The following is a 24,257-nucleotide window of genomic DNA, read 5'->3' as shown; positions in this document are numbered from 1 at the left end:
AACGTATTCCCATGAGCAAAACCAAAAGCCCTACTACAACCAGCCTTTATCTTAGCAGCACCTCATCCAGTTTACAGGCCTTAAAAGTTGGGCAACGTTTTCAACAACCCTTGCCACCGGGCTCGGGAGACGCTTTGCTGCTTGCTGATTTAGCACGGCAAAGCACCCACAGTGTAATCGTGTTTTGCACTGATCCGCTAGATGCACAGCGTTTAAACCATGAAATTAAGCTTTTTGGGCCTGAGCTTACCGTGCAGCAATTCCCCGACTGGGAAACCTTGCCCTATGATAGCTTTTCCCCTCATGAAGATTTAATTTCTGCACGCCTTAAAGCCTTAAATGCTTTATTGCACAACGAAGTAGACGTACTTACCATTCCTGTCAGTACGGCTCTTTATCGCTTAGCGCCGCCTGCTTTTTTAGCCGCTCACAGCTTTAGTTTCCAACAAGGCGAGAAACTTAATGAGCAACAACTTAAAGAGCAAATGGTGCTTGCCAACTACAATCATGTTACTCAAGTCACTGCACCCGGCGAATTCTCTATACGTGGTGGTCTGATTGACCTGTTTCCTATGGGCTCGGTGGTACCTTACCGTTTAGATTTATTTGATAATGAGATTGAGTCCATTCGTGCCTTTGATGCAGACACCCAACGCAGTCTTTATCCTGTCAAAAAGGTAGATTTACTGCCAGGGCGCGAGTTTCCTATGGACGAAGAGGCGCGTCATATTTTTAGAGCTCAATTTCGTGAGCATTTTGAGGGCGACCCCTCGCGTGCTTTGCCTTATAAAGAAATAGGCAATGGCATTGCTTTTGCCGGGGTCGAATACTATTTACCTTTGTTTTTTGAACAAACGGCCACGCTATTTAACTACCTTCCTAACGACAGTATTGTCGTAACCCATGGAGCCACAGCGCACGCCATACAAAGCTTTCACGCCGACGCTCAACAGCGTTACCAGTTCTTAAAAAGTGATAATGAACGCCCTGTTTTAGCCCCCGAACATCTATTTTTAAACGAAGATGAGTTTTTCAGTGCATTAAAGTTATTTGCTCGATTAGATTTACAAGCAAATGGCCTGCATCCTGATTTTATTCCTGTCCCTGATGTGGCTGTAGCTCGGCGCGCTGAGGATCCCCTTTCGGCTTTGCGCACCGAAGTACGTGATCCAGCCCGACGCACCTTGTTGTGTGCCGAATCGCCAGGTAGACGTGAAACCATCGCTCAGATGCTAAGCGAGCATCATTTAGCTCCCGACCCTCACTGCCTAGAGCTAGACAGCTTTTTATATGGCAATGCTCCGTTTGCTCTGGTTACCGCATCCTTGTACCAAGGCTTTGCCTTACACGAGGCCGCAGTTACCCTTTTAACCGAGAACGACCTCTATCCTCATCAGGTCCGTACCCGTCAACGGACACGACGTAGTCAGCGTACTAATGTCGAAGCCATGGTTCGAGATTTATCTGAACTACGCGCCGGCGACCCTGTTGTGCATACTGAGCACGGCATCGGGCGCTATCAGGGGCTGATTGAAATGGATTTAGGCGAAGGGCCAGTAGAGCTGCTGCATCTGGAGTACGCTAACGAGGCAACTCTGTATGTGCCTGTTGCACAGCTACATGTGATTTCACGTTATAGCGGCACCGATGCCGAATCCGCTCCTTTGCATCAACTTGGCTCCGGTCAATGGGAAAAAGCACGACAAAAAGCAGCTAAACAAGCCCGCGACACCGCAGCAGAGCTACTAGCTCTGTACGCACAGCGCGCATTACGTGAAGGCCAACAATACAAAGTTCCTCTTAGCGATTACGAAGCGTTTGCAGCAGGTTTTGGTTTTGAGCCTACGCCCGATCAAGCAGCAGCAATAGAGGCTGTACTGGACGATATGAAATCAGGCCAACCCATGGACCGCCTGATTTGCGGCGATGTGGGCTTCGGTAAAACAGAAGTGGCTCTACGCGCCGCCTTTGTGGCTGTCGCCAATGGTAAACAAGTGGCGATTTTATGTCCTACCACCCTATTGGCAGAGCAACATGCTCAAAACTTTGCCGATCGTTTTGTAGATTGGCCCATTCAGGTTGCCGAGCTATCACGCTTTAGAACCAGCAAAGAAACCAAAGCCGCTATCGAAGGCTTAGCTAATGGTCATGTGGATATTGTGATTGGCACGCATAAGCTGCTTTCCAAAGAGGTCAAATTCAAGAATTTAGGTTTGGTTATTATTGATGAGGAACACCGATTTGGTGTACGTCAAAAAGAAGCTTTTAAAGCCTTACGTGCCGAAGTGGATATGCTCACGCTAACCGCCACGCCTATCCCACGTACCCTAGGCATGTCTTTAGAAGGTATTCGTGACTTCTCTATTATTGCTACAGCACCAGAAAAGCGCCTTGCCATCAAAACCTTTGTGCGCAGAGAAGACAATGGCACGATACGGGAAGCTTTACTGCGTGAGTTAAAACGAGGTGGTCAGGTTTACTTCTTGCATAACGAAGTCGAAACCATTGAAAACCGTCGCGCACGACTCCAAGAGCTTGTTCCTGAAGCGCGTATTGGCGTAGCTCATGGTCAAATGCCCGAACGTGAGCTAGAAAGCGTCATGAAGGATTTTTATCAAAAACGCTTCAATGTGTTGTTATGTACCACGATTATTGAAACCGGTATTGATGTACCTAGCGCCAATACCATTGTCATTCAACGAGCAGACAAACTGGGTTTGGCACAGCTGCATCAGTTACGTGGCCGAGTAGGTCGCTCTCATCACCAAGCCTATGCCTACCTATTAACCCCTGGTGAAGACGCTATTACCTCTAATGCCAAAAAACGGCTTGAGGCCATTCAAGCCATGGATGAATTAGGGGCCGGCTTTTTCTTAGCTATGAATGACTTGGAAATTCGGGGTGCGGGCGAGGTTTTAGGTGAGCACCAATCCGGAAATATCCATGAAATTGGTTTCTCCATGTATTCCGATATGCTGAACAAAGCAGTAAAAGCATTAAAAGCCGGCGAAGAACCAGATTTGATGTCGCCTTTTGATACTAAGTGTGAGGTCAACCTGCGCAGCCCTGCTTTATTGCCTAATGATTACTGCCCAGATGTACATGCCCGTTTAGGTTTTTATAAAAAACTTTCTCATGCTGCCACTGCCGAGGAGTTATCTGATATCCAAGAAGAGCTTATTGATCGCTATGGACTGCTACCTGAGCCTGCACAAAACCTTCTCACCGTGCATCAACTGCGCATTAAAGGTGAACACTTAGGCTTAGAGAAAATGGACCTACAAGAGGATCAGCTGGTATTGCAATTTAACGCCAAACCCAACGTGGATCCGGTGCGCTTAATCGAGCTAGTCCAAAAAGATAAATCAATTCGCTTTAATGGCCCTGACAAATTGCGGGTGGAATTAGCAGAAACGACCCCTATCCCGCAACGCGTACAAAAGCTTAATCAACTTATGCAGCACTTGAGCTAAAAAAACCGCTCTTAGGGAACTGGTCCCTAGAAGTTAGATGACGGTCTAATTTTTAGGGATCTGTTCAGAAAGAGCGGTTTTTAATTAAATCAACAAATAGAACTACACCCTAAACCAGTTCCAAATGCTATCTAAAGCAGAGTAATTTAACGCATAGTTAGCTTGCTCTTGTACGATGGGTTTAGCGCGATAAGCCACTGAGTAATGCGCATGTGCCAACATAGGCAAATCGTTGGCACCGTCTCCTACTGCTACGATTTGCGTTTTATTGGCCCCGAGCTCGGACGCTAAGCGTGCCACATGATCCGCTTTGGTTTGTGCCCCCACCACTGCACCCACCACACGACCTGTTAATTTGCCATCTTTTACTTCCAATGTATTGGAATACGCCTCATCAATACCTAGACGTTGTTTTAAACGTTCAGTAAAAAAAGTAAACCCACCCGACACCAAGAGTGTGCGTATACCATGATCTGCTGCCTTCTGCACTAGCTGTTGAGCCCCTGCATTTAGCTGTAAACGTTGATCGTAGACTTGCTGCAATGCGGACTCGGGTACGCCTTCAAGCAAAGCAACGCGACGCGTCAAACTTTCTGCAAAGTCTTTTATTTCCCCGCGCATTGCTGCCTCAGTAATGGCAGCCACCTCGGCTTTGCGCCCTACAGCAGCGGCAATTTCATCTATGCACTCAATATTAATTAACGTGGAATCCATGTCCATAGCTAGGATTTTAATGTCACGTAAATAATGAATAGGCTCAATAAAAGCAAAATCCAATTTAGCTTGCTCACAAATAGGCTTTATCTCGGCCTGAGCGCTTGGATCGGCTCCCAACATACGCACTACGGTAGGCCCTAACTCTTGGACACCATCGGCTCCTACAATAGCAGCGATTTTCTCGATAGCAGAAGCATCTACTAGTGGTGCTTGTAAAATTAAATTAGACATAGATAGCAATAAAAAGACCCCTCGGAATAGAGGGGTCATTATAAAAGAAATAACAACTACGCGGTTTTTGGTTGAGCGACTAAAACACGTCTACGTTTAAGCAAATAACGTATCACAAAGCCTGGGTAAGCCAAAATAATGAATAAACAGTAGGTAATGACATAAAACTCCCAACGTTGGGGAAATACACTACCTAAACTGGACTCAAACCCTACCCCTAACAACCCCACAAAAGCATAGAGCGCCGTCACCTCTAGTAAGCGTGCAAAAAACGATTTTTCAATTGCTTGGGTGCGCTGTAGTAATGCGGGAATGGCAAACATTAGTATTGCTACCACCACACACACGGCGCTAATTAAAAGCAAATGCAACGGGCTAACAAAAAGTGTTTGGCTTAGGGTGCGGTGCATAAACCAACCTACGGCAAGCAAACAGGCGGTATAAGCTAAAAACGTAAACCAGCGCAACACCGCAGGACGTGCAACCTCGCCTTTTTGTTGCCAGGGTAAAAATAACAGGGGACGTTGAATATAAAACGGTAAATTAGCACCGATTAACGACACCAGTATTAATACCCAAATAGCAACATTTTGACTCATGACTAACCTAATTTAAAAGCGTAGTGATTCTTGAATAACACGCATGCTGGTCTCCATGAGGCCGCCTGGCAAAATACCTAACACTAGTATTAGCAACCCATTGATAGCTAATACTGTTTTAGCTACCACACCAATTTGTAAGGGCTGCTCTAGCAGATCGTTTTCAGGCTTGTCAAAGTAAGCGGCTTTTACAACACGAATGTAGTAGAACGCCCCCACTAAAGACAACAACACAGCTAAAACGGCTATACCAATGTGCCCAACCCCTACCACAGCTTGAAGAATACTAAGCTTGGCATAAAAGCCTGCCATAGGAGGTATACCAGCTAGCGAGAACATAGCCAACAGTAAAAGCAAGGCAAGAAATGGATGACGGGCGTTAAGGCCTTTTAAGTCAGCAATTTCTTCACATTCAAAACCTTTACGGCTAAGCACCAAAATAATACCAAAGGTCGCTAGGGTTGTGAGTACATAAATAACGGCATAAAACAAAGCAGAACCATAAGCAAAATGCGCCATAGCCACATCAGTACCGATGAGCTGACGAATTAGACCGGCTAAGCCTTCTGCTGCACCTACCTCTGCAGATACCCCTGCCATCAACCCAAGGAAAATAAAACCCATGTGAGAAATGGTGGAATACGCCAACATACGTTTGAAATTAGTCTGTACTAGAGCGGTAAAGTTCCCTACAACTAATGACAACACAGCTAGCAAAAGCAACATGGGCTGCCAGTCTAAGGCTATGCCATGAAGTGCTTCGGTAAGTAAACGCAAAGTAATGGCTACAGCCGCTAACTTAGGAGCCGCCGCAATGATGAGAGTTACCGTAGTTGGTGCACCTTGATAAACATCTGGTGTCCACATATGAAAGGGTGCGGCGGTTAATTTAAACGCCAACCCTGACACCACAAAAACCACACCAAAAACCAAAGCCAGACGTCCAGCATCCCCTGCATTAATCACAGCCGCGATTTGCTCAAGATCTAAGTGGCCTGTGGCCCCGTAAATCATCGACATACCGTAGAGCAATACCCCAGAGGACAATGCGCCTAGAATAAAGTATTTCATGGCGGCTTCAACGGATTGCGTGTGCTCACGTCGAATAGCAACCAAGGCGTACAAGGCAAATGACATGAGTTCTACACCTAAGAACACCATGATTAAGTTGCCTGCTGAAATCATGAGCAATTGGCCTAACAACGCCAACATAGTCAACGAATACAGCTCACCACCTCGTTCTACCATCTGACTATTTTCTGCATACTGACGACCATATAACAGCGTTACAGCTACTGCTATACACGACAGTAATTTCAAAAAGTGAGACATAGGGTCCACCACATACAGGCCACTAAAGGTGACGCCGTATAGATCGGTGGTCCACTGCCAGACGACTGCTAGCCCCACAACAATCAGACTAAATTGGCTAAACGCAAAGGTACTATGTCTAGCTTCTGACTTAGAGAAAGAATCAAAAACCAATACACCTGCAGCAAGGATCAGAAGCAGGATCTCAGGCAAAGCCAGAGCGATATCAAATGAATTTTGCATAATGTTCCAGGTCTACAGTTTCGATACAGAGACATGCTGCAGCAGAGCATCGACGGAGGTGTGCATGACTTCAGTAAATGGTGCCGGATAAATACCCATGCCCAACACTGCAATTGCCATAACACCCAACACAAAAAACTCACGACTACTTAGGTCATTCATTGCCCCTACCGCAGGGTTAGTGACAGGACCGTAAGCCACGCGCTTGAGCATCCAAAGTGAATACGAAGCACCGGTAATTAACGCTGTGGCTGTTAATAAACCAATCCAGAAGTTGTATTCCACTGCGCCCATGATGACGGTAAATTCACCAATAAACCCACTCGTGCCGGGCAAACCACTGTTAGCCATAGAGAACAGCACAAAGAAAGTGACAAAGCGTGGCATCACATTAACCACACCGCCATAGTCGGCGATTTCTCTGGAATGTAAACGGTCGTACAGCACACCAATACACAAGAACATCGCAGCGGAAACGAAACCGTGCGAAATCATTTGCATGATGGCACCTTCCATTCCCGTCTTGTTAAAGATAAAGAAACCGAGCGTCACAAAACCCATGTGGGCCACAGAGGAATACGCCACTAGCTTTTTCATGTCTTTTTGGACTATAGCCACTAAGCCTATATACACCACCCCAACCAAAGACAAAGCAATCATCAAACCCGATAAGCTTTGGGAGGCATCCGGTGCAATGGGTAATGAAAAACGTAAGAACCCATACGCACCCAATTTCAGCATGATGGCGGCTAACACCACGGAACCACCCGTTGGTGCTTCAACGTGTGCATCAGGCAACCAAGTGTGTACTGGCCACATTGGAACCTTGACAGCAAAAGCCATTAGCATTGCTAAGAAAACCAGTACCTGTGCATTCATACCTAGAGGTAATTTATGCCAGGTCAGGATGTCAAAGCTACCGCCGGCACTGTGCCAGAGATAAATAAAGGCAATTAGGGTCAATAAAGAACCTAACAACGTATAGAGGAAAAACTTAACTGAGGCATACACCCGACGTGGTCCACCCCAAACCCCGATAATAATGTACATCGGGATTAAGGTTGCCTCGAAGAAGATGTAGAACAACAAGCCATCTAATGCAGCAAACACCCCTATCATTAGGCCGGAAAGAATTAAAAAAGCACCCATGTATTGTGGGATACGCTCTTTAACTACTTCCCAACCCGCTAACACCACAATGATGGTAATAAAAGCAGTTAAGGGAATAAACCACAAAGAAATTCCGTCAATACCTAGATGGTAATTAACCGAAAAGGTGTTAATCCATGGAGCGAACTCCACAAACTGCATATTCGCTGTGCTCGGATCAAAGCCGGTTATCAGCGGTAAAGTAATAAGAAACGCTATTACAGAACCAATTAACGCGAGAGTACGCGTAAAGTTGGCTCGATCGTCACGCCCTAGGGCAAGGACTAATAGCCCTGCCACTATAGGCGTAAAGATAGTTAGCGTTAACCAAGGAAAAGTAGAAGACGCCATATCGCTAGCCATTATTGAACCGTCAACACGAAAAAGGTTAAGAGCGCCATAATGCCAAGAATCATGGCGAAGGCGTAGTGGTAAATGTAACCAGTCTGTAAACGACGGGATACTGCGGCTACCCAGCCCACAACACGAGCACTGCCGTTGACAATCAGGCCATCAATTAGCCCCATGTCACCGCCTTTCCACAAGCCGGTTCCTAAACAACGTACACCGCGTGCTATGACCTGCTCATTAACCCAATCCACGTAATATTTATTTTCGAGGATGCGGTAAATGCCTGAGCAATTACGCTTGATAGCAGCTGGGATACTTGGGTTCACCAAGTAAAAATACCAAGCTACCACTAGACCAGCAATCATGAGCCAGAAAGGCACGGTTACAAAACCATGTAACGCATACGCCATCCACCCATGCCAACCTTCTTTTAGGGTCATCATCACTGTGTTATCAGGGCTTGCGGCGATAATACCGTTGAAGAAATCCCCAAATAACAATGGATCGATAAACCAAATACCTGCCATCACAGACGGTATGGCTAATAAAACTAACGGCAAGGTCACCACCCATGGTGACTCTTTAGGCTCGCCATGTAATGCTTCGTGCTCGCCTAGGGCTTCGGGGCTAGGGTTACGGAAATTTTCCTTGCCATGGAAGACTAAAAAGTAAACACGGAACGAATACAGCGATGTCACAAAGACACCAATTAAGGTTGCATACTCAGCAAAAGTAGCCCCCCATACACCGGCAGCGGACGCAGCAGCCGCGGCTTCAATAATGTGCTCTTTGGAGTAAAAACCAGAGAAAAATGGAGTGCCTACCAGAGCAGCCGTACCAATTAGGAACGTTAACCACGTAATGGGCATGTATTTACGTAAACCACCCATCGCACGGATATCTTGGTTGTGATGCATTCCAATAATGACCGAGCCCGCGCCCAAAAACAGCAAAGCTTTGAAGAAAGCGTGTGTCATTAAGTGGAAAATCGCCACGGAGTATGCCGATGCCCCTAAGGCTACGGTCATGTACCCTAGCTGAGACAATGTGGAGTACGCCACCACGCGTTTGATATCGTTTTGGATAATACCCAAAATACCCAAAAACAACGCCCCAATCGAACCGATCACTAAAATAAATGACAAAGCGGTCGTGGACTGCTCAAACACGGGAGAGAAGCGCGCCACCATAAAGATACCAGCTGTCACCATCGTTGCAGCGTGAATCAATGCAGAGATAGGAGTTGGGCCTTCCATGGAATCAGGTAACCATGAATGCAGCGGCACCTGTGCTGATTTACCCATCGCACCGATAAATAACGCAATACTGGCTACTGTCAGTAACTGCCACGTTGTACCGGGGAAAGTGAGCTGTGCTAATTGCTCGACTTGAGCAAAGATTTCGCCGTAATGCATGGTGCCCGTGTAGGCATAAAGCAAACCAATGCCTAGCGCAAAACCAAAGTCACCGACTCGGTTTACCAAAAAGGCTTTCATGTTGGCAAAAATAGCGGTTTCTTTTTTAAACCAAAAGCCGATTAGCAAATACGACACCAGACCTACCGCTTCCCATCCAAAGAAGAGCTGTAGCATGTTGTTTGACATGACCAGCATCAGCATGGAGAAAGTAAAGAGCGAAATGTAGGAAAAGAATCGTTGATACCCTGGGTCGTCTGCCATATAGCCAATGGTATAGATATGCACCATCAACGACACAGAGGTAACAACCACCATCATGAGCGCTGTTAGGTTATCAATTAAGAAACCAATTTGCCATGTGGCATCGCCAATGGTGGCCCACGTGTAGACTGGCCCATCGAAAGTTAAACCGCCTAAGGTCTGTTTAAGCACCATGACGGAACCGACGAAGGACACCACCACACCGAGGATGGTGATAATATGTGCGCCTTTTTTACACACGAAACGGCCTAAAAAGCCCGTGCCAAAAAGACCTGCGACCAGCGCCCCGACGAGGGGAGCTAATGCAATGATTAGATATAGACTTGGTGAGTTCATTGTATGTGCTACCCCATCAACCCTTCAGGTGATCCAGTTTTTCTACGTTAATCGTATTCAGGTTACGGAACAGCAAGACCAGAATAGCCAAACCAATAGCGGCTTCTGCTGCTGCCACCGTTAGCACGAAGAAAACAAAGACCTGACCCGCTGTATCCCCAAACCAAGAGGAAAAAGCGATGAAGTTCATATTGGCAGAAAGCAAAATCAGCTCGACCGACATCAACAAAATGATCAAGTTGCGACGGTTTAAAAAGAAGCCAAATAAGCCTATGGTGAACAAAATGGCGCTAAGCACCAAATAATGCGTTAATCCCACGGTCATCATTCTTTGTCTCCTGCTTGGGCTGAAGTCGATTGAGTGGCTTCCATCTTGACAATACGTAGACGATCAGACGCTCTAACACGAACCTGATCAGACGATACAGTGCGTTTAACATCAGTACGCTTACGCAAGGTCAGTGCAATGGCCGAAACCATACCCACTAGCAACACAATACCCCCTACCTCTACAGCTAAGATGTAGTCGGTATACATTGCTGTACCAATTGCTAAGGTGTTGTTGTAGTCCTCGGGCATTTGGGCAGGTGCGCCTGCATCCATCCAAGCGCGCGTTAGCACAAAGGCCATTTCTAAAATCATGATGATGGCTACCGTAGCACCCAATGGTAGATAGGCTTTTAACCCACTACGCAAGGATGGCATGCGTGTATCTAACAGCATGATGACGAACAAGAACATCACCATCACCGCACCCACATACACCACCACTAAGAGTAGAGAAAGAAACTCGGCCCCTAGAGTCATCCACAACATAGCCGCTGTGAAAAAAGCGAGGATCAAGTTAAGCGCAGCCGCCACAGGACTGGGTGCCATAACCACGCGAAATGCCGCAACCACTAAGATAAGGGCCAAGACATAAAACAGAATAGTAGTAAACATGAAGTCTGTCCCTTTACCCTAGCGATACTTCGCGTCAGCAGCGCGACGCTCGGCAATTTCCGATTCGTAACGATCACCAATCGCTAAAAGCATTTCTTTGGTGTAGTACAAATCACCACGCTTCTCACCGTGATACTCGTGAATATGTGTTTCCACAATCGAGTCCACAGGACAGCTTTCCTCACAGAAACCACAGAAAATACATTTAGCGAGGTCAATATCATAACGAGTAGTACGACGTGTGCCGTCTTCGCGTTCATGTGACTCTATAGATATCGCTAATGCTGGACAAACGGCTTCGCATAGTTTGCATGCAATACAGCGCTCTTCGCCATTTTCGTAACGACGCAACGCATGTAAACCGCGAAAACGTGGTGAGGCCGGTGTTTTTTCATACGGGTAATGCAACGTGACTTTACGACGGAAAAAATACCGTCCTGTCAGGCGCATGCCCTTTAGCATTTCCGACAGCATTAAACTGCCAAAAAAATCCTTAATTGCTTCCATAATTTACCCCTGTGCCTTAGTTCCAGATGTTCCATGGCGTTTGCATCCAAATCGCCACTACAACTAGCCATACACCCGTCAAGGGAATGAAAACCTTCCAACCTAAGCGCATGATCTGGTCATAGCGATAACGTGGGAAAGTAGCGCGGAACCATACAAACATGGACACCACTACAAAGGTTTTTAATCCTAACCATAACCAACCGGGTACCCAAGTAAATGGCGCAAAGTCCAAGGGGGGTAACCAGCCGCCTAAGAACATGATTGAAGCCAACGCAGACAACATAATCATGTTGGCGTATTCGCCCAAGAAGAATAAGGCAAAACCCATGCCGGAATATTCCACCATTGGGCCCGCTACGATCTCAGACTCCCCTTCCACCACGTCAAATGGGTGTCGGTTTGTCTCAGCCACTGCGGAAACCACATAAATGACAAATAAAGGCAATAAAGGTAGCCAGTTCCAAGACAAGAAGTTCAAGCCTTTATTAGCAAACATCCCTGCATCTTGACTTTGGACTATACCGCTGAGGTTAAGCGTACCGGATACCAATAAAACGGTAACCAAAACAAAACCAATCGCTAGCTCGTAAGACAAAACTTGAGCTGCAGCACGCAAGCCACCCAATAAGGCATATTTAGAGTTAGAGGCCCAACCTGCAACCACTACCCCGTATACACCTAAAGAGCTAATTGCCAATACATAAAGCAACCCAGCATTCACATCAGCTAGAACCAGCTCAGGTCCGAACGGAATAACCGCCCAAGCCGCCAATGCAGGCATCAATGTCACTACTGGCGCTAGTAAAAACAACACACGGTTTGCTTTACTGGGAATAATGACTTCTTTGGTTAGTAGTTTGAATACATCAGCAAATGGTTGTAACAAACCACGATAACCTACGCGGTTTGGCCCTTTACGGACGTGCATAAAACCAATCATTTTGCGTTCCCAATACGTTAAGTAGGCAACACAAATAATGATAGGTAATGCAATACAAACAATTTTGATTAAAGTCCAAACGGCATACCACAGTGTGGGCCCTAATAGGCCCTCACCAAAGGTTTGAATAGTAGCCAGCAACTCCATTACACGCGCTCCACTGTCAATTGACCAAAGGCGCTGCCTAACGCAGCCGTTTCAGCAAAAGCAGCCGCTATACGTGCGCAGCCAGTCGCCACAGTCGGATCAAGCTGAGCAAGCAGCTGAACCTCGCCTTGAGCCGAACGAACGCGAACTTTATCGCCATCAACTAGCTGTAACTCAGCAAGCGTCGCTGCATTCATACGTGCTGTAGGTGACACACTGGCTGGCGTTTGCTGTAAAGGTTCAGAACGGCGCACCATACTGTCTGTGCGATAAATAGGCACTTCAGTAACACGCTCTAAAGCCGTAGTCGCAGGCAATACAGCAGGTGCTGCTGTAATGTCGTTGTTGAGACGACTTAGGATATTTGAGCTAAGAACTGTATCACGTACCGTTTCAGAGGTTTCCTCGTCAAAACCGTCAAGCTCGAACAAATTACCTAGCACTCGCAGCACTTTCCAAGCTGGACGCGAATCGGCCACGGGTGCCGCCACGCCTTTAAAGCTTTGAGCACGACCTTCGGCATTCACAAAAGTACCTGAGGTTTCTGTAAAAGGAGCAATAGGCAACATCACATCAGCCCAGTCTTGGGCAGCCGACTTATAAGGCGTTAACGCCACAGCTAAAGTAGAGGCTTTTAGCGTTTCTACAGCACGCTCGCCTAAATCGCTGTCTAGACTTGGCTCGACGTTCAGCACAAAGTAAGCACGTAATGACTGTGCCAGCATTTGCTCTGCAGTAAGACCGTTATTTTGCGGAGTAGCTCCAGCAAGATACCCGCCCACTGTATTACCACCAGCAGTTAAAAACCCTAGTTTGGCTTCGGCAGCTTTGGCTAAGGCCGAGGCATTTGCCATGATGACACTAGCTTGATCAGACGCCACCGCCATATTTCCTAAGAAAACAGCAACTCGTTCGCCTGAAGCAATGCTTTGCGCAATAACTTTTGCTTGTTCAGAGGCTTCTAGTCCTTGGTAAGCCTCATGCGGGGCTTGGTTACGCAACTGCGCCAGGGCAACTGAGACCTGAGCCACTGCGTTAGCAATTTGGCTAGGTGCTACCGTCATGCGCCCTGCTACATGGGTAAACAGAGGATCATCTGCTGCGGAGTCAATAAATGACACCTGCGCGCCCTGTTTAATGGCTTGACGTAAACGCTGAGCCATTAGTGGATGATCTTTACGCAAGAACGAACCAATAACAATGACGCGGTCAAGTTGATTTAGCTCGGTTAAAGGCATGCCTAGCCATGGCACCCCTGCTAATGCTTGATCAAAACGCGCATCGGTTTGACGTAACCGAAAATCAATATTTTCAGAGCCTAATGCACGAGTCAAACGTGCTAAAAGTGCTAACTCTTCCGTGGTGGAAGTGGCTGAGCCTAGAGCACCGATTTGATCATTACCGAATTTTTCTTGGATGGCTTTAACACCATGCACAATCATTTGTAATGCGTCATTCCAAGAGGCTTCACGCCAAGAGCCATCGTTTTCACGAATCATGGGATGCTCTAAGCGGTCTTGATAAAGACCTGCATAGGCAAAGCGATCTTTGTCGCTGATCCAGCACTCATTCACGGCCTCGTTTTCAAAAGGCACCACACGTAATACCTGATCGCGCTTAGTATGCGCAACCAAGTTAGCGCCTAAGCTATCATGTGGACTAACCGTGCGACGTCGCCCTAGTTCCCAAGAACGCGCTTTAAAGTGGAAAGGTTTAGAGAGCAAAGCCCCAACCGGACACACATCAATCATGTTTCCAGAAAGCTCAGACTCTACAGCCCGTCCAACAAAGGTGGTGATTTCCGCATGTTCACCGCGGTTAACCATTCCGACCTCTTGGATGCCTGCGATCTCTTCGCCTGTGCGCACACAGCGCGTGCATTGAATACAGCGCTGCATGGCCTCGGTGGAAATAAGCGGCCCCATGGATTTAGCAGACACAACACGTTTTTCTTCTTTATAACGAGAAGTGGAACCGCCATACCCTACAGCTAAGTCTTGCAACTGACATTCGCCACCTTGATCACACACCGGGCAATCTAAGGGGTGGTTAATAAGCAAAAACTCCATTACGTCTTTTTGTGCTGCAATCGCCTTTTCTGAGCGTGTATGCACAATCATGCCATTGGTTACCGGCGTTGCGCAGGCGGGCAAAGGCTTGGGAGCTTTTTCTACGTCAACTAAGCACATGCGGCAGTTTGCTGCAATGCTAAGCTTTTTGTGATAACAGAAGTGCGGCACATAAACGCCTGCCTCATGCGCAGCTTGGATAACCATGCTGCCTTCAGGAGCTTCCAGTTTAATGCCATCGATGGTGAGTTCTACCATTTGTTTTCCTGAGCCTACAAATATTGGGGCACCACACAGCTTTTGTGCTCGATGTGGTGTGCGAACTCGTCGCGGAAATGCTTAACAAAACTACGTACCGGCAAGGCTGCCGCATCACCTAACGCACAAATAGTACGTCCCATGATATTGCCTGCGATCTCGTCAAGCATAGCTAAGTCTTCGGGGCGACCTTGGCCGTTCTCGATACGATGAACCATACGCCAGAGCCAACCTGTTCCTTCACGACAAGGCGTACACTGACCGCAACTTTCGTGATAGTAAAAATAAGACAAGCGTAATAAAGACTTCACCATACACCGGGTTTCGTCCATGACAATGACCGCACCAGAACCTAGCATTGAGCCAGCTTTGGCAATGGAGTCATAGTCCATGTTGGTTTGCATCATAATATCAGCAGGAACCACTGGTGCACTGGAGCCACCTGGAATGACTGCTTTGAGTTTACGACCACCACGTACACCACCCGCTAGCTCCAACAGCTTAGAGAATGGAGTACCCATAGGAATCTCGTAGTTGCCGGGTAATTCGACATCACCAGAGATTGAGAAGATTTTGGTTCCACCTGCATTAGGCACCCCAACCTCGAGGTATTCTTGGCCGCTGTTGCGCATAATCCAAGGCACCGCGGCAAAGGTTTCGGTGTTGTTAATAGTGGTGGGTTTACCATATAAACCAAAACTGGCAGGGAACGGAGGTTTAAAACGGGGTTGACCTTTTTTGCCCTCGAGCGACTCTAGCAACGCCGTTTCTTCGCCACAAATATAGGCGCCATACCCATGGAAAGCGTGCAGTTCGAAGTTGAAGCCCGAGCCCAAGATATTATCGCCCAAGTACCCTGCTGCACGTGCTTGCTCTAAGGCCTCTTCGAAGCGCTTGTAGACTTCAAAAATTTCGCCATGTATGTAGTTATACCCTACGGTAATACCCATTGCGTATGCAGCAATAGCCATACCTTCGATGACGGAGTGGGGGTTAAAGCGCAGAATATCGCGGTCTTTAAAGGTGCCTGGTTCGCCCTCGTCCGAGTTGCAAACTAAATATTTTTGACCAGGCATGGTGCGAGGCATAAAGCTCCACTTCAGACCACTAGGGAAACCTGCACCACCACGACCACGTAATGCGGACGTTTTAATTTCGGCAATCACGTCGTCAGGCGTTAAACCGGTGGTCAATATACGGCGTAAGGCTTCGTAGCCACCGCGTTTGACGTATCCATCTAAATCCCAGTTAGTGCCATCTAGGTCTGCCAAGATCTGGGGACTGATATGGCGACCATGAAAGATCATGCTAGTCGTTAGATCGTTACCAGGGTTTGGATTTAGACCTTCTGCCAAACGATTTAATACATCTAAATTCATGCTGACTCTCCGTTTTTCAGGGTGTCTAACATGGTATCGATACGCTCTGGCTCCATGCGCACGCACATAAAGTGATTATTCACAAGCATGACAGGAGAATCCCCACAAGAGCCCATACACTCGCACTCTTCGAGTGTGAAAAGACCATCTGCCGTGGTTTCTCCGTAGCCAATTCCCAATTTATCTTGGAGATACTGACCTGATTTCACGCCATTGCGTAACGCACAGGGTAGGTTCGTACACACCGAAATAGTGTATTTTCCTACGGGTTGTAAATGATACATATCATAAAACGTGGCCACCTCTTGCACCATAATAGGGGGCAAACCAAGGTAGTTCGCTACATCTTCTATGAGCTCGTTAGATAACCAGCCTTTTTCTTCTTGGGCTATGGTTAACGCAGCCATAATGGCCGAACGTTTTTGCTCGGTTGGGAATTTTGCTAATTCCCTGTCGATGTGTTGATAGGCTTTTTCGGAAAGCAGCATAATTCGATTCCGTTATGTTTAATGCCGCCTTAGCGGTCGATCTCGCCAAAAACAATGTCTTGGGTACCGATGATAGTCACCGCATCCGCCAACATATGACCACGGGACATTTCATCCAACGATTGCAAGTGCACAAATCCCGGTGCACGAATTTTCATACGGTAGGGTTTATTGCCCCCATCAGATATCAGGTAAATACCGAATTCGCCTTTGGGGTGTTCAATACCGGCATACGCTTCACCAGTAGGCACGTGCATACCCTCTGAGAACAACTTAAAGTGGTGAATGAGGTCTTCCATACCCGATTTCATCTGAACTCGGCTAGGCGGTGCCACCTTGTGGTTGTCTATAATGACAGGCCCTGGATTTTGACGTAGCCACTCAACACACTGACGAATAATACGGTTACTTTCCCGCATTTCGGCAATACGCACTAAGTAACGGTCATAACAATCGCCATTGGTGCCCACAGGAATATCAAAATCCAAGCGATCGTAGACTTCGTAAGGTTGTTTTTTGCGTACATCCCACTCAACCCCTGAGCCTCGTAGCATAGGACCAGTAAAACCTAGCGCCATTGCACGCTCGGGTGTCACAATACCGACATCAACCAGACGTTGCTTCCAAATACGATTATCCGTTAATAAGGACTCGTACTCATCAACACAAGCAGGAAAACGGTTAGTGAAGTCTTCGATAAAATCGAGTAGCGACCCAGAACGAGCCTCGTTCATTTGGCGTAGCTCTTTTTCACTACGGTATTTATTGCCTTGGTATTGCGCCATAGTGTCTGGCAAATCGCGATATACACCACCTGGGCGGTAATAAGCCGCGTGCAAACGGGCACCGGAAACCGCCTCGTACATATCCATGATGTCTTCGCGTTCGCGAAAAGCATACAAAAACACCGCCATTGCCCCCACGTCTAAAGCATGGGAACCCACAGACATTAAGTGATTTGAAAGACGAGTGATTTCGTCAAACATAACGCGGATGTACTGTGCACGCAGTGGTACTTTTACACCCAGCAGCTTTTCCACTGCCAAGCAATACGCGTGTTCATTACACATCATGGACACATAGTCCAGACGATCCATATAGGGCATCGTCTGTAGATAAGTACGATGCTCGGCTAGTTTTTCTGTTGCACGATGCAACAAACCAATATGTGGATCTGCGCGCTCTATGACCTCGCCATCCATCTCTAGCACCAAGCGCAACACACCGTGAGCCGCTGGGTGCTGAGGTCCAAAGTTAAGCGAGTAATTTTGAATTTCAGCCATCTTAGCGTCCTACTCCATAATCATCTTCACGCACTACACGTGGCACAATTTCACGTGGCTCAATCGTGACAGGCTGGTACACCACTCGTTTCTGCTCAGGGTCGTATTTCATTTCCACATAACCGGAAACAGGGAAGTCTTTACGGAATGGGTGACCGATAAAACCGTAATCAGTCAAGATACGGCGTAAGTCTGGATGCCCTTCGAACACAATACCGTAAAGGTCAAAAGCTTCACGCTCAAACCAATTAACAGTAGGCCAAACTGGGAACAAAGTGGGAATTGAAGGAAACTCATCATCAGTGTTGAAAGCACGAACACGTAAACGCCAATTATGAGTTAAAGAAAGTAAATGAATGACAACAGCAAAACGATGGGGAAAGATAGAGGAAGCTTGTTCATAAGTGGGTGCTTTCCACGCGGAATAATCAACGCCACATAAATCTATACAGGTCTCAAAGCGCAATAGCTGGTGATCGCGCAGTGTAGTACAAACATCTATCCATTTCTCGGAAGGCACCTCTAGGGTAATTTCATCAAGCGCCTGGGTGATTTTTGCGTCTTCACCAAATACCGTTCGCAAATTTGTGTGTAGAGTTTCAAGCCAAGTCATTTTTGTACCTTAAAAGCTTTATCGGGCAATGGTATTGGTCAAGCGAATTTTATTTTGCATTTGCAATAAGCCATAAACCAATGCTTCAGCAGTAGGAGGACACCCTGGTACATAAATATCTACGGGCACAATCCGGTCACAACCACGCACTACCGAATAGGAATAGTGGTAATAGCCACCCCCGTTTGCACAGGACCCCATTGAAACCACCCAACGAGGCTCAGCCATTTGGTCGTATACTTTGCGTAGTGCAGGAGCCATTTTGTTACACAAAGTGCCCGCAACAATCATTAAGTCTGACTGACGAGGACTAGGACGGAAAATAATACCAAATTGATCCAAGTCGTAGCGAGCTGCCCCAGCGTGCATCATTTCAACTGCACAGCAGGCCAAACCAAACGTCATCGGCCACATTGAGCCTGTTTTCGCCCAGTTCAGGAGCTTGTCTGCACTGGTGGTAATAAAACCTTCTTTTAGAATGCCATCGATAGCCATAGTGTTGCCTTTTAAGCGTTAAGCTATTTACTCCCAATCGAGAGCGCCTTTTTTCCATTCGTAGATGAAGCCTACTGTTAGGATCAACAGGAAGACCATCACCGCCCCAAAGCCCACAATGCCGACTGCTCCCTGAGCCATAGCCCATGGAAACAAAAATGCAATTTCAAGGTCGAACATAATGAAGAGAATAGCAATGAGGTAATAGCGGATATCCACTTTCATGCGCGAATCGCCGAAAGCTTCGAACCCACACTCATAGGGTGACAGTTTTTCATCGTAAGGGCGATGTGGACCAAGCAGGCGACCTGCCCCTAACAGAGCCAAGCCGATTAGTGTTGCCACAATAATGAAGAGTAAAACGGGAAAGTAATTTTGCAGATTCATGCAATCACCCACTCACAATAGATAAACTCTTAGATTGTAGCATTTTACATTCCGAGTTTACGTAAAACGCCCATAAAACAAAGATTTAAGAGCGATCAGGACGCGTAAGGAGCGCCACCGTTGAGTTTGACGTAAGCTACACTTACCTCAATCTGTACGTAGCGCGTACGATTTATTGCAACCATTTTGCAACGCACTTATTTTAACAGAAGTATTACTCTTATATAAGAGTAACACTCGGTTAAATTTCATTGTACGCACATTAATCTTATTTATTTTGACTCTACTTTTCAGCCCACAAAGTGCGTTAAATATTGATTTCCTCCTCGTCTAAAATACCCTAAGCCTCGAATACACGCTTTTAGCCTATACCCGAACGAACTTCACTAAAGGCTATTACCCAAGGAGGCTATGATTTCGGACGAGACAAGCAACTCACCACATCACCAGATTCATTTCAGTTATTTGCTTATTTCTTATAATTAGTAAGCAAACCCAAACTACTCAAGTGGTTTAGACAACAAAAAAACCCCAAAAAGTCATGTATAACTTTTTGAGGTTTTTAAAGAGCGACCCTAAAGTCGCTCTACATCTAACTCTAGACAGCTAATGCTGCGTTAGAGATTAGAAGCGGTGTGTTAGACCTACACCAGCAACAGTACGTGTGTCTTTGGTCTGGTTGTTTAGGTTTTTCACGTAAGCACCAATAGCGTAAACGTCAGTACGCTTGGATAGTGGGTGCTTGTAAGCCAAGCTGAAGGCGTGTTGTTTTTTCTCGCCGTCATCTTTAGCAGCTTTACGTGGCTGTTTCATTGAGTACTCACCGCTTAGCTTGCCTTCACCTACTGGGAAAGCTAGCGCTACAGCGTAGTTGTTGTAATCAAAGTTTTTGTTGTACTCACGATTAGCACCGTAGGCGCTTGTGTATTTACCGTTGAAATCCTGACCAAAAGCCAAAGATAGCGCTACAACTTCGAAGTCGTAAGAGCCGCTAACTGCCCATGTTTGGCCGTTTTTGTATTTCTCGGCTACACCAGGAACAGGCAAACGAACTTGGTCATAAGACGCTGCAACGGCGATAGGACCGTTTGCGTAACGAATACCAGTTGTGATTGCGCTCTTGTTAGTGTCTTTGAAGCCAGACTCTTTAGCGGTCTGACCACCGTTAGCTTGGAAGCTGTAACCTACACCAGCTTGGAAGCCGGAGAAGTTAGGTGTTTGGTAGATAACGGCGTTATCGATACGGTTTGTATCTTGGCCGCGGAAAGCACTACCAGATCCTGTTGTGTCCCAGCCCTGACCGTGTACGTCAACAAAGTACTGAGAACCAACGGTTGTTTGACGACCCACGTCTAAACGACCCCAGCTGTCGCCAGCTAGACCCAATGTAGCCCAACGACCAAACAAACGATCGTTAGAATCGTCGCCTTGTAGCTGGTTACCAGTAGCTAGGTCAAAACCGCTTTCTAGTTGGAAAGTAGCACGTAAACCATTGCCTAGGTCCTCTGTACCTTTTAGACCCCAACGGTTACCGAGCTGCACACCCTGGATCAAACCAGTGCGTGTTTGTTTTTCGCCGTTAGCGTGAGTTTTAGTGCGATCGTAACCGATACCGCCGTCAATAATACCGTACAAAGTAACAGAAGTTTCTGCTTGAGCGATGCCAGCAAAACCGGCCATCAGAGCAGCAGCGAGCAGAGTCTTTTTCATTTGTGAAATCTCCGTGGATTTTTTTGAGTAAATCAGAGCAGCCCAACAACAGGTTGTGTGCTACTGCTCTTTCTAACTCCGCAATGGGAAGTTGATGCTATTGCAGCAAAATTCAGAGCAACTGGCTATGGTTTGAAGTAAAAAACCCACATAACCACTGCATTTCGTTGCTTAACCACAACAAGTCGTAGCGTAAAACTAACACGACTACTTGAGGTTGGTGGCATCTTTTAGATGCTCTTTGCATTAATTTTGCTCAAACAACATCACGTCGCCATGCGGCTAATGAATGATTCCATTTAAGCCTGCATTGCACCAAACATGCAAGCATAAAAAAACCGAGCCATGCTCGGTTTTTAAAAATTCTGGTGCCGACGGCGAGAATCGAACTCGCATAGCTTTCGCCACTACCCCCTCAAGATAGCGTGTCTACCAATTCCACCACGTCGGCCTTGTTTAGATATGCCTAAACAACGAAGACCAAACTATACCACGCCTGTCTAAAAAAACACTATCTAATTGAAAAAACAAAGCGCCTTTTTCAAAATCTCGTTGCAAACTCACAACAATTCATTTTTTCAATGACGATCAACTAGACAGGTAAGATTAAGCAACTATTGCGCAGGCGAAGTCGGAACTTGGGGTACCTCTGGCGTAGAAACAGGAGCATCCAACTGTTGGTCTGGTGCAACAGATACACCTGGAACAATGGATTCATAGCCCTGCATAATGCTGCTTTCTGCTTCGACACGAACAGGATGATGAGCCACCCAAGCCAAACCACCAGTAGCAATAAAAAACACAATGGCAGCCCAACGGGTCATACGGGAGAGGAAGTTGGCCGCGCCTGCTGCACCAAACACACTACCTGCCGAACCAGCACCAAAGGCCGAACCCATATCAGCGCCCTTACCTTGTTGTAAAAGCACCAAACCAATAATAGAAAGCGAAGCAATAACCTGTACTGCTTGCAACAAAGGAGATAACCATTCCATGAATTTGACTCCGAGCCGCTTATGCGGCTGCTATAGATAAAAAATCGACTGCATTTAATGATGCGCCGCCTACTAACGCCCCATCAATATCTGGCATAGCAAACAATGCCTGCGCATTGGTGGCATTAACACTGCCCCCATAAAGAATCTGAACAGAGCCAGCCCCGTGTTGAGCTAAGAGTTCCCTGATATAGGCATGAATAGCTTGGGCTTGTTCTGGCGTAGCACTTTTTCCAGTACCTATGGCCCAAACGGGCTCATACGCAATCACTAAACGCTTTAACTGCTCAGCATCTAATTTTAGTATGGACTGAAGCTGCTGCAAAACAATAGCTTCTGTTAACCCCTCAGCATGTTCTTTGTCTGTTTCACCCACACACACCACAGGGGTTAAACCTGCATCCAGAGCTGCCTTGGTTTTTAAAAGCACATCCAAATCGGTTTCGCCATATAAGGCACGACGCTCTGAATGCCCTACTAGTGCCCATTGGCAACCAAAATCTTGCAGCATGGCTGCAGAAACCTCGCCGGTGAAGGCTCCATTTTGTTGCGAACTGAGGTTTTGCGCACCCCACTGTATGCCCGAATCCTGCAGCGCATTTTGTGTTTGCGCTAAATAAGGGTGTGGCACACACACAACAACATGATTTTGAGCTAAGAACTCATCCCGCTGCGCAACCAATTGCTCTAAGAGCTGACGGTTCTGCTCTAGCGAACCATTCATTTTCCAGTTGCCTATTACTAATCGTTGTCTAGTCATAATAAAAGCCCAAACGTGGTCCCACACCACAAACAGGTAGCCAAACCACGCATTGTAACGTGTAGCACCTAAGAAAAACTAGACAGTTAGAATAATCTTGCCTATTTGCGCCCCACTTTCCATCAAGCTGTGTGCTTGGGCCGCCTCTTTTAAGGGGTAAGTAGCGTGAATCAAAGGTCGCAATTCACCCGCTTCAATTAGAGGCCAAATATGCTGGCGTAAGCCCTGAGCCATCGCTGCTTTTTTCGCATCAGACTGAGGACGTAGGTTTGACCCAGTGATATGCAAACGTCTACGTAAGATTTGCGCCATATTAATGGTGCTTTTTGCCCCGCCCAACAAAGCGATCACAACCAAACGTCCATCATCCGCTAAACACCGTAGGCCTCGATCTATGTACTCGCCTGCGACCATATCTAAGATGACATTAACCCCTTTGTCTTGAGTATGGTGCTGCACCACCTCAACAAAATCGTGCGTTTTATAATTGATACCTACAGCCCCCAGCGCCTCAATGGCTTGCACACGCTCATCCGAGCCTGCCGTCGCATACACCGTATGCCCAAGCGCTACTGCCATTTGTATAGCAGTGGTACCTATACCGCTTGCGCCACCGTGCACTAATAATGATTCGCCCGGCTGTAATGCCGCTCGCATCCAAACGTTGCTATAAACAGTAAAGCAGGTTTCCGCTAGCCCCGCTGCCTCGATCAGAGAGAGATTCTTTGGCACAGGTAAACAATGTTGCGCCGGTGTAACCACATATTCAGCATAACCACCGCCAGGCACTAAGGCACAAACGGCATCACCTAGCTGCAAGTCCGTTCCGGTCAGATCACCCGCTACAATCGTACCCGCAACCTCTAGCCCGGGGAGATCGGAGGCACCAGGAGGTGGCGGATAAGTACCTTGACGCTGAAAAACATCGGGACGGTTTACGCCAGCAGCAGCCACCTTGATCAGCACCTGCCCAGCTTGGGGTGTTGGTATTTCACGTTGCGCCAACGATAGCACCTCGGGCCCACCTGGGACGGTAATCTCAACCACATTCATTAATTCAGACACTGCTTCCTCCGTAGTCCTATTATCAGTCATCAATGTCATTATAAAGCATCAGCTTTTATGATTTAGCGTCTTTTAGTTAAAAAATGCGTGACTTTTAATTTTAGATAGGCTAATATAGTTTTTTTAG

General features: G+C 46.9%; 21 protein-coding genes and 1 tRNA gene. 1 reads left to right on the top strand and 21 read right to left on the bottom strand.

Features of this window, described 5'->3' with window-relative positions:
- Window positions 1-11 precede the first annotated feature (11 nt).
- Window positions 12-3,473, top strand: a complete 3,462-nt coding sequence (gene mfd, locus ACBP46_RS08035) for a transcription-repair coupling factor (RefSeq protein ID WP_371016217.1) — start codon at window positions 12-14, stop codon at window positions 3,471-3,473.
- Between the two features lie 102 nt (window positions 3,474-3,575).
- Here mfd and serB read toward each other — a convergent pair whose 3' ends face one another.
- The 21 genes from serB to ACBP46_RS07930 form a co-directional block, all read right to left on the bottom strand.
- Window positions 3,576-4,421, bottom strand: coding sequence for a phosphoserine phosphatase SerB (gene serB / locus ACBP46_RS08030; protein WP_371016216.1), 846 nt, complete (start codon window positions 4,419-4,421; stop codon window positions 3,576-3,578).
- A 56-nt stretch (window positions 4,422-4,477) separates the two neighbouring features.
- Window positions 4,478-5,020, bottom strand: coding sequence for a DUF2818 family protein (locus ACBP46_RS08025; RefSeq protein WP_371016215.1), 543 nt, complete (start codon window positions 5,018-5,020; stop codon window positions 4,478-4,480).
- A 12-nt stretch (window positions 5,021-5,032) separates the two neighbouring features.
- Entirely contained in the window at window positions 5,033-6,577 is a 1,545-nt protein-coding gene (gene nuoN / locus ACBP46_RS08020) for an NADH-quinone oxidoreductase subunit NuoN (RefSeq protein WP_371016565.1), read from the bottom strand.
- 9 nt (window positions 6,578-6,586) lie between these two features.
- Window positions 6,587-8,089 carry an NADH-quinone oxidoreductase subunit M gene (locus ACBP46_RS08015; RefSeq protein ID WP_371016564.1) on the bottom strand — a complete coding sequence of 501 codons (1,503 nt, stop codon included), beginning with the start codon at window positions 8,087-8,089 and terminating at the stop codon, window positions 6,587-6,589.
- Window positions 8,086-10,089: an NADH-quinone oxidoreductase subunit L gene (gene nuoL, locus ACBP46_RS08010; RefSeq protein WP_371016214.1), complete on the bottom strand. Its 2,004-nt coding sequence runs from the start codon at window positions 10,087-10,089 to the stop codon at window positions 8,086-8,088. The genes ACBP46_RS08015 and nuoL overlap by 4 nt, the downstream gene beginning before the upstream one ends.
- 16 nt (window positions 10,090-10,105) lie before the next feature.
- A complete protein-coding gene (gene nuoK / locus ACBP46_RS08005; protein ID WP_167660739.1) occupies window positions 10,106-10,414 on the bottom strand; it encodes an NADH-quinone oxidoreductase subunit NuoK in 309 nt (102 codons plus the stop codon).
- Window positions 10,414-11,031: an NADH-quinone oxidoreductase subunit J gene (locus ACBP46_RS08000; RefSeq protein WP_371016213.1), complete on the bottom strand. Its 618-nt coding sequence runs from the start codon at window positions 11,029-11,031 to the stop codon at window positions 10,414-10,416. The genes nuoK and ACBP46_RS08000 overlap by 1 nt, the downstream gene beginning before the upstream one ends.
- A gap of 18 nt (window positions 11,032-11,049) precedes the next feature.
- Window positions 11,050-11,538, bottom strand: coding sequence for an NADH-quinone oxidoreductase subunit NuoI (gene nuoI / locus ACBP46_RS07995; protein ID WP_371016212.1), 489 nt, complete (start codon window positions 11,536-11,538; stop codon window positions 11,050-11,052).
- A gap of 16 nt (window positions 11,539-11,554) precedes the next feature.
- Window positions 11,555-12,628, bottom strand: coding sequence for an NADH-quinone oxidoreductase subunit NuoH (gene nuoH, locus ACBP46_RS07990; RefSeq protein WP_371016211.1), 1,074 nt, complete (start codon window positions 12,626-12,628; stop codon window positions 11,555-11,557).
- Window positions 12,628-14,955, bottom strand: coding sequence for an NADH-quinone oxidoreductase subunit NuoG (gene nuoG, locus ACBP46_RS07985; protein ID WP_371016210.1), 2,328 nt, complete (start codon window positions 14,953-14,955; stop codon window positions 12,628-12,630). The genes nuoH and nuoG overlap by 1 nt, the downstream gene beginning before the upstream one ends.
- A 14-nt stretch (window positions 14,956-14,969) precedes the next feature.
- Entirely contained in the window at window positions 14,970-16,334 is a 1,365-nt protein-coding gene (gene nuoF / locus ACBP46_RS07980) for an NADH-quinone oxidoreductase subunit NuoF (protein WP_371016209.1), read from the bottom strand.
- Window positions 16,331-16,822 (bottom strand): NADH-quinone oxidoreductase subunit NuoE, encoded by a 492-nt coding sequence (nuoE, locus tag ACBP46_RS07975; RefSeq protein ID WP_371016208.1) that lies wholly within the window; start codon window positions 16,820-16,822, stop codon window positions 16,331-16,333. Before nuoE ends, nuoF begins: the two co-directional genes overlap by 4 nt.
- A gap of 29 nt (window positions 16,823-16,851) precedes the next feature.
- Entirely contained in the window at window positions 16,852-18,105 is a 1,254-nt protein-coding gene (locus ACBP46_RS07970) for an NADH-quinone oxidoreductase subunit D (protein ID WP_371016207.1), read from the bottom strand.
- 1 nt (window position 18,106) lies between these two features.
- On the bottom strand, window positions 18,107-18,718 hold the full coding sequence (locus ACBP46_RS07965) for an NADH-quinone oxidoreductase subunit C (RefSeq protein WP_371016206.1): 612 nt from the start codon (window positions 18,716-18,718) through the stop codon (window positions 18,107-18,109).
- Window positions 18,719-18,736: 18 nt separating this feature from the next.
- Window positions 18,737-19,213, bottom strand: coding sequence for a NuoB/complex I 20 kDa subunit family protein (locus ACBP46_RS07960; RefSeq protein WP_077733703.1), 477 nt, complete (start codon window positions 19,211-19,213; stop codon window positions 18,737-18,739).
- Between the two features lie 27 nt (window positions 19,214-19,240).
- Window positions 19,241-19,600, bottom strand: a complete 360-nt coding sequence (ndhC, locus tag ACBP46_RS07955) for an NADH-quinone oxidoreductase subunit A (RefSeq protein ID WP_371016205.1) — start codon at window positions 19,598-19,600, stop codon at window positions 19,241-19,243.
- Between the two features lie 624 nt (window positions 19,601-20,224).
- Window positions 20,225-21,310: a porin gene (locus ACBP46_RS07950; RefSeq protein WP_371016204.1), complete on the bottom strand. Its 1,086-nt coding sequence runs from the start codon at window positions 21,308-21,310 to the stop codon at window positions 20,225-20,227.
- A 366-nt stretch (window positions 21,311-21,676) separates the two neighbouring features.
- Window positions 21,677-21,761 (bottom strand) — tRNA-Leu (locus tag ACBP46_RS07945).
- A 163-nt stretch (window positions 21,762-21,924) separates the two neighbouring features.
- Window positions 21,925-22,305, bottom strand: a complete 381-nt coding sequence (gene secG, locus ACBP46_RS07940; protein ID WP_371016203.1) for a preprotein translocase subunit SecG — start codon at window positions 22,303-22,305, stop codon at window positions 21,925-21,927.
- Window positions 22,306-22,324: 19 nt separating this feature from the next.
- Window positions 22,325-23,065: a triose-phosphate isomerase gene (tpiA, locus tag ACBP46_RS07935; protein ID WP_371016202.1), complete on the bottom strand. Its 741-nt coding sequence runs from the start codon at window positions 23,063-23,065 to the stop codon at window positions 22,325-22,327.
- A gap of 78 nt (window positions 23,066-23,143) precedes the next feature.
- Complete coding sequence (locus ACBP46_RS07930) at window positions 23,144-24,118, bottom strand: NAD(P)H-quinone oxidoreductase (RefSeq protein ID WP_371016563.1); 975 nt, start codon at window positions 24,116-24,118, stop codon at window positions 23,144-23,146.
- Between the last annotated feature and the right edge of the window lie 139 nt (window positions 24,119-24,257).

Origin of the sequence: Paenalcaligenes hominis (assembly GCF_041359055.1) — a bacterium.
Lineage (GTDB): Bacteria > Pseudomonadota > Gammaproteobacteria > Burkholderiales > Burkholderiaceae_B > Paenalcaligenes > Paenalcaligenes hominis_A.
Note: the sequence above shows the minus strand (reverse complement) of the source record. Positions and strands in the feature narration are given on the sequence as shown.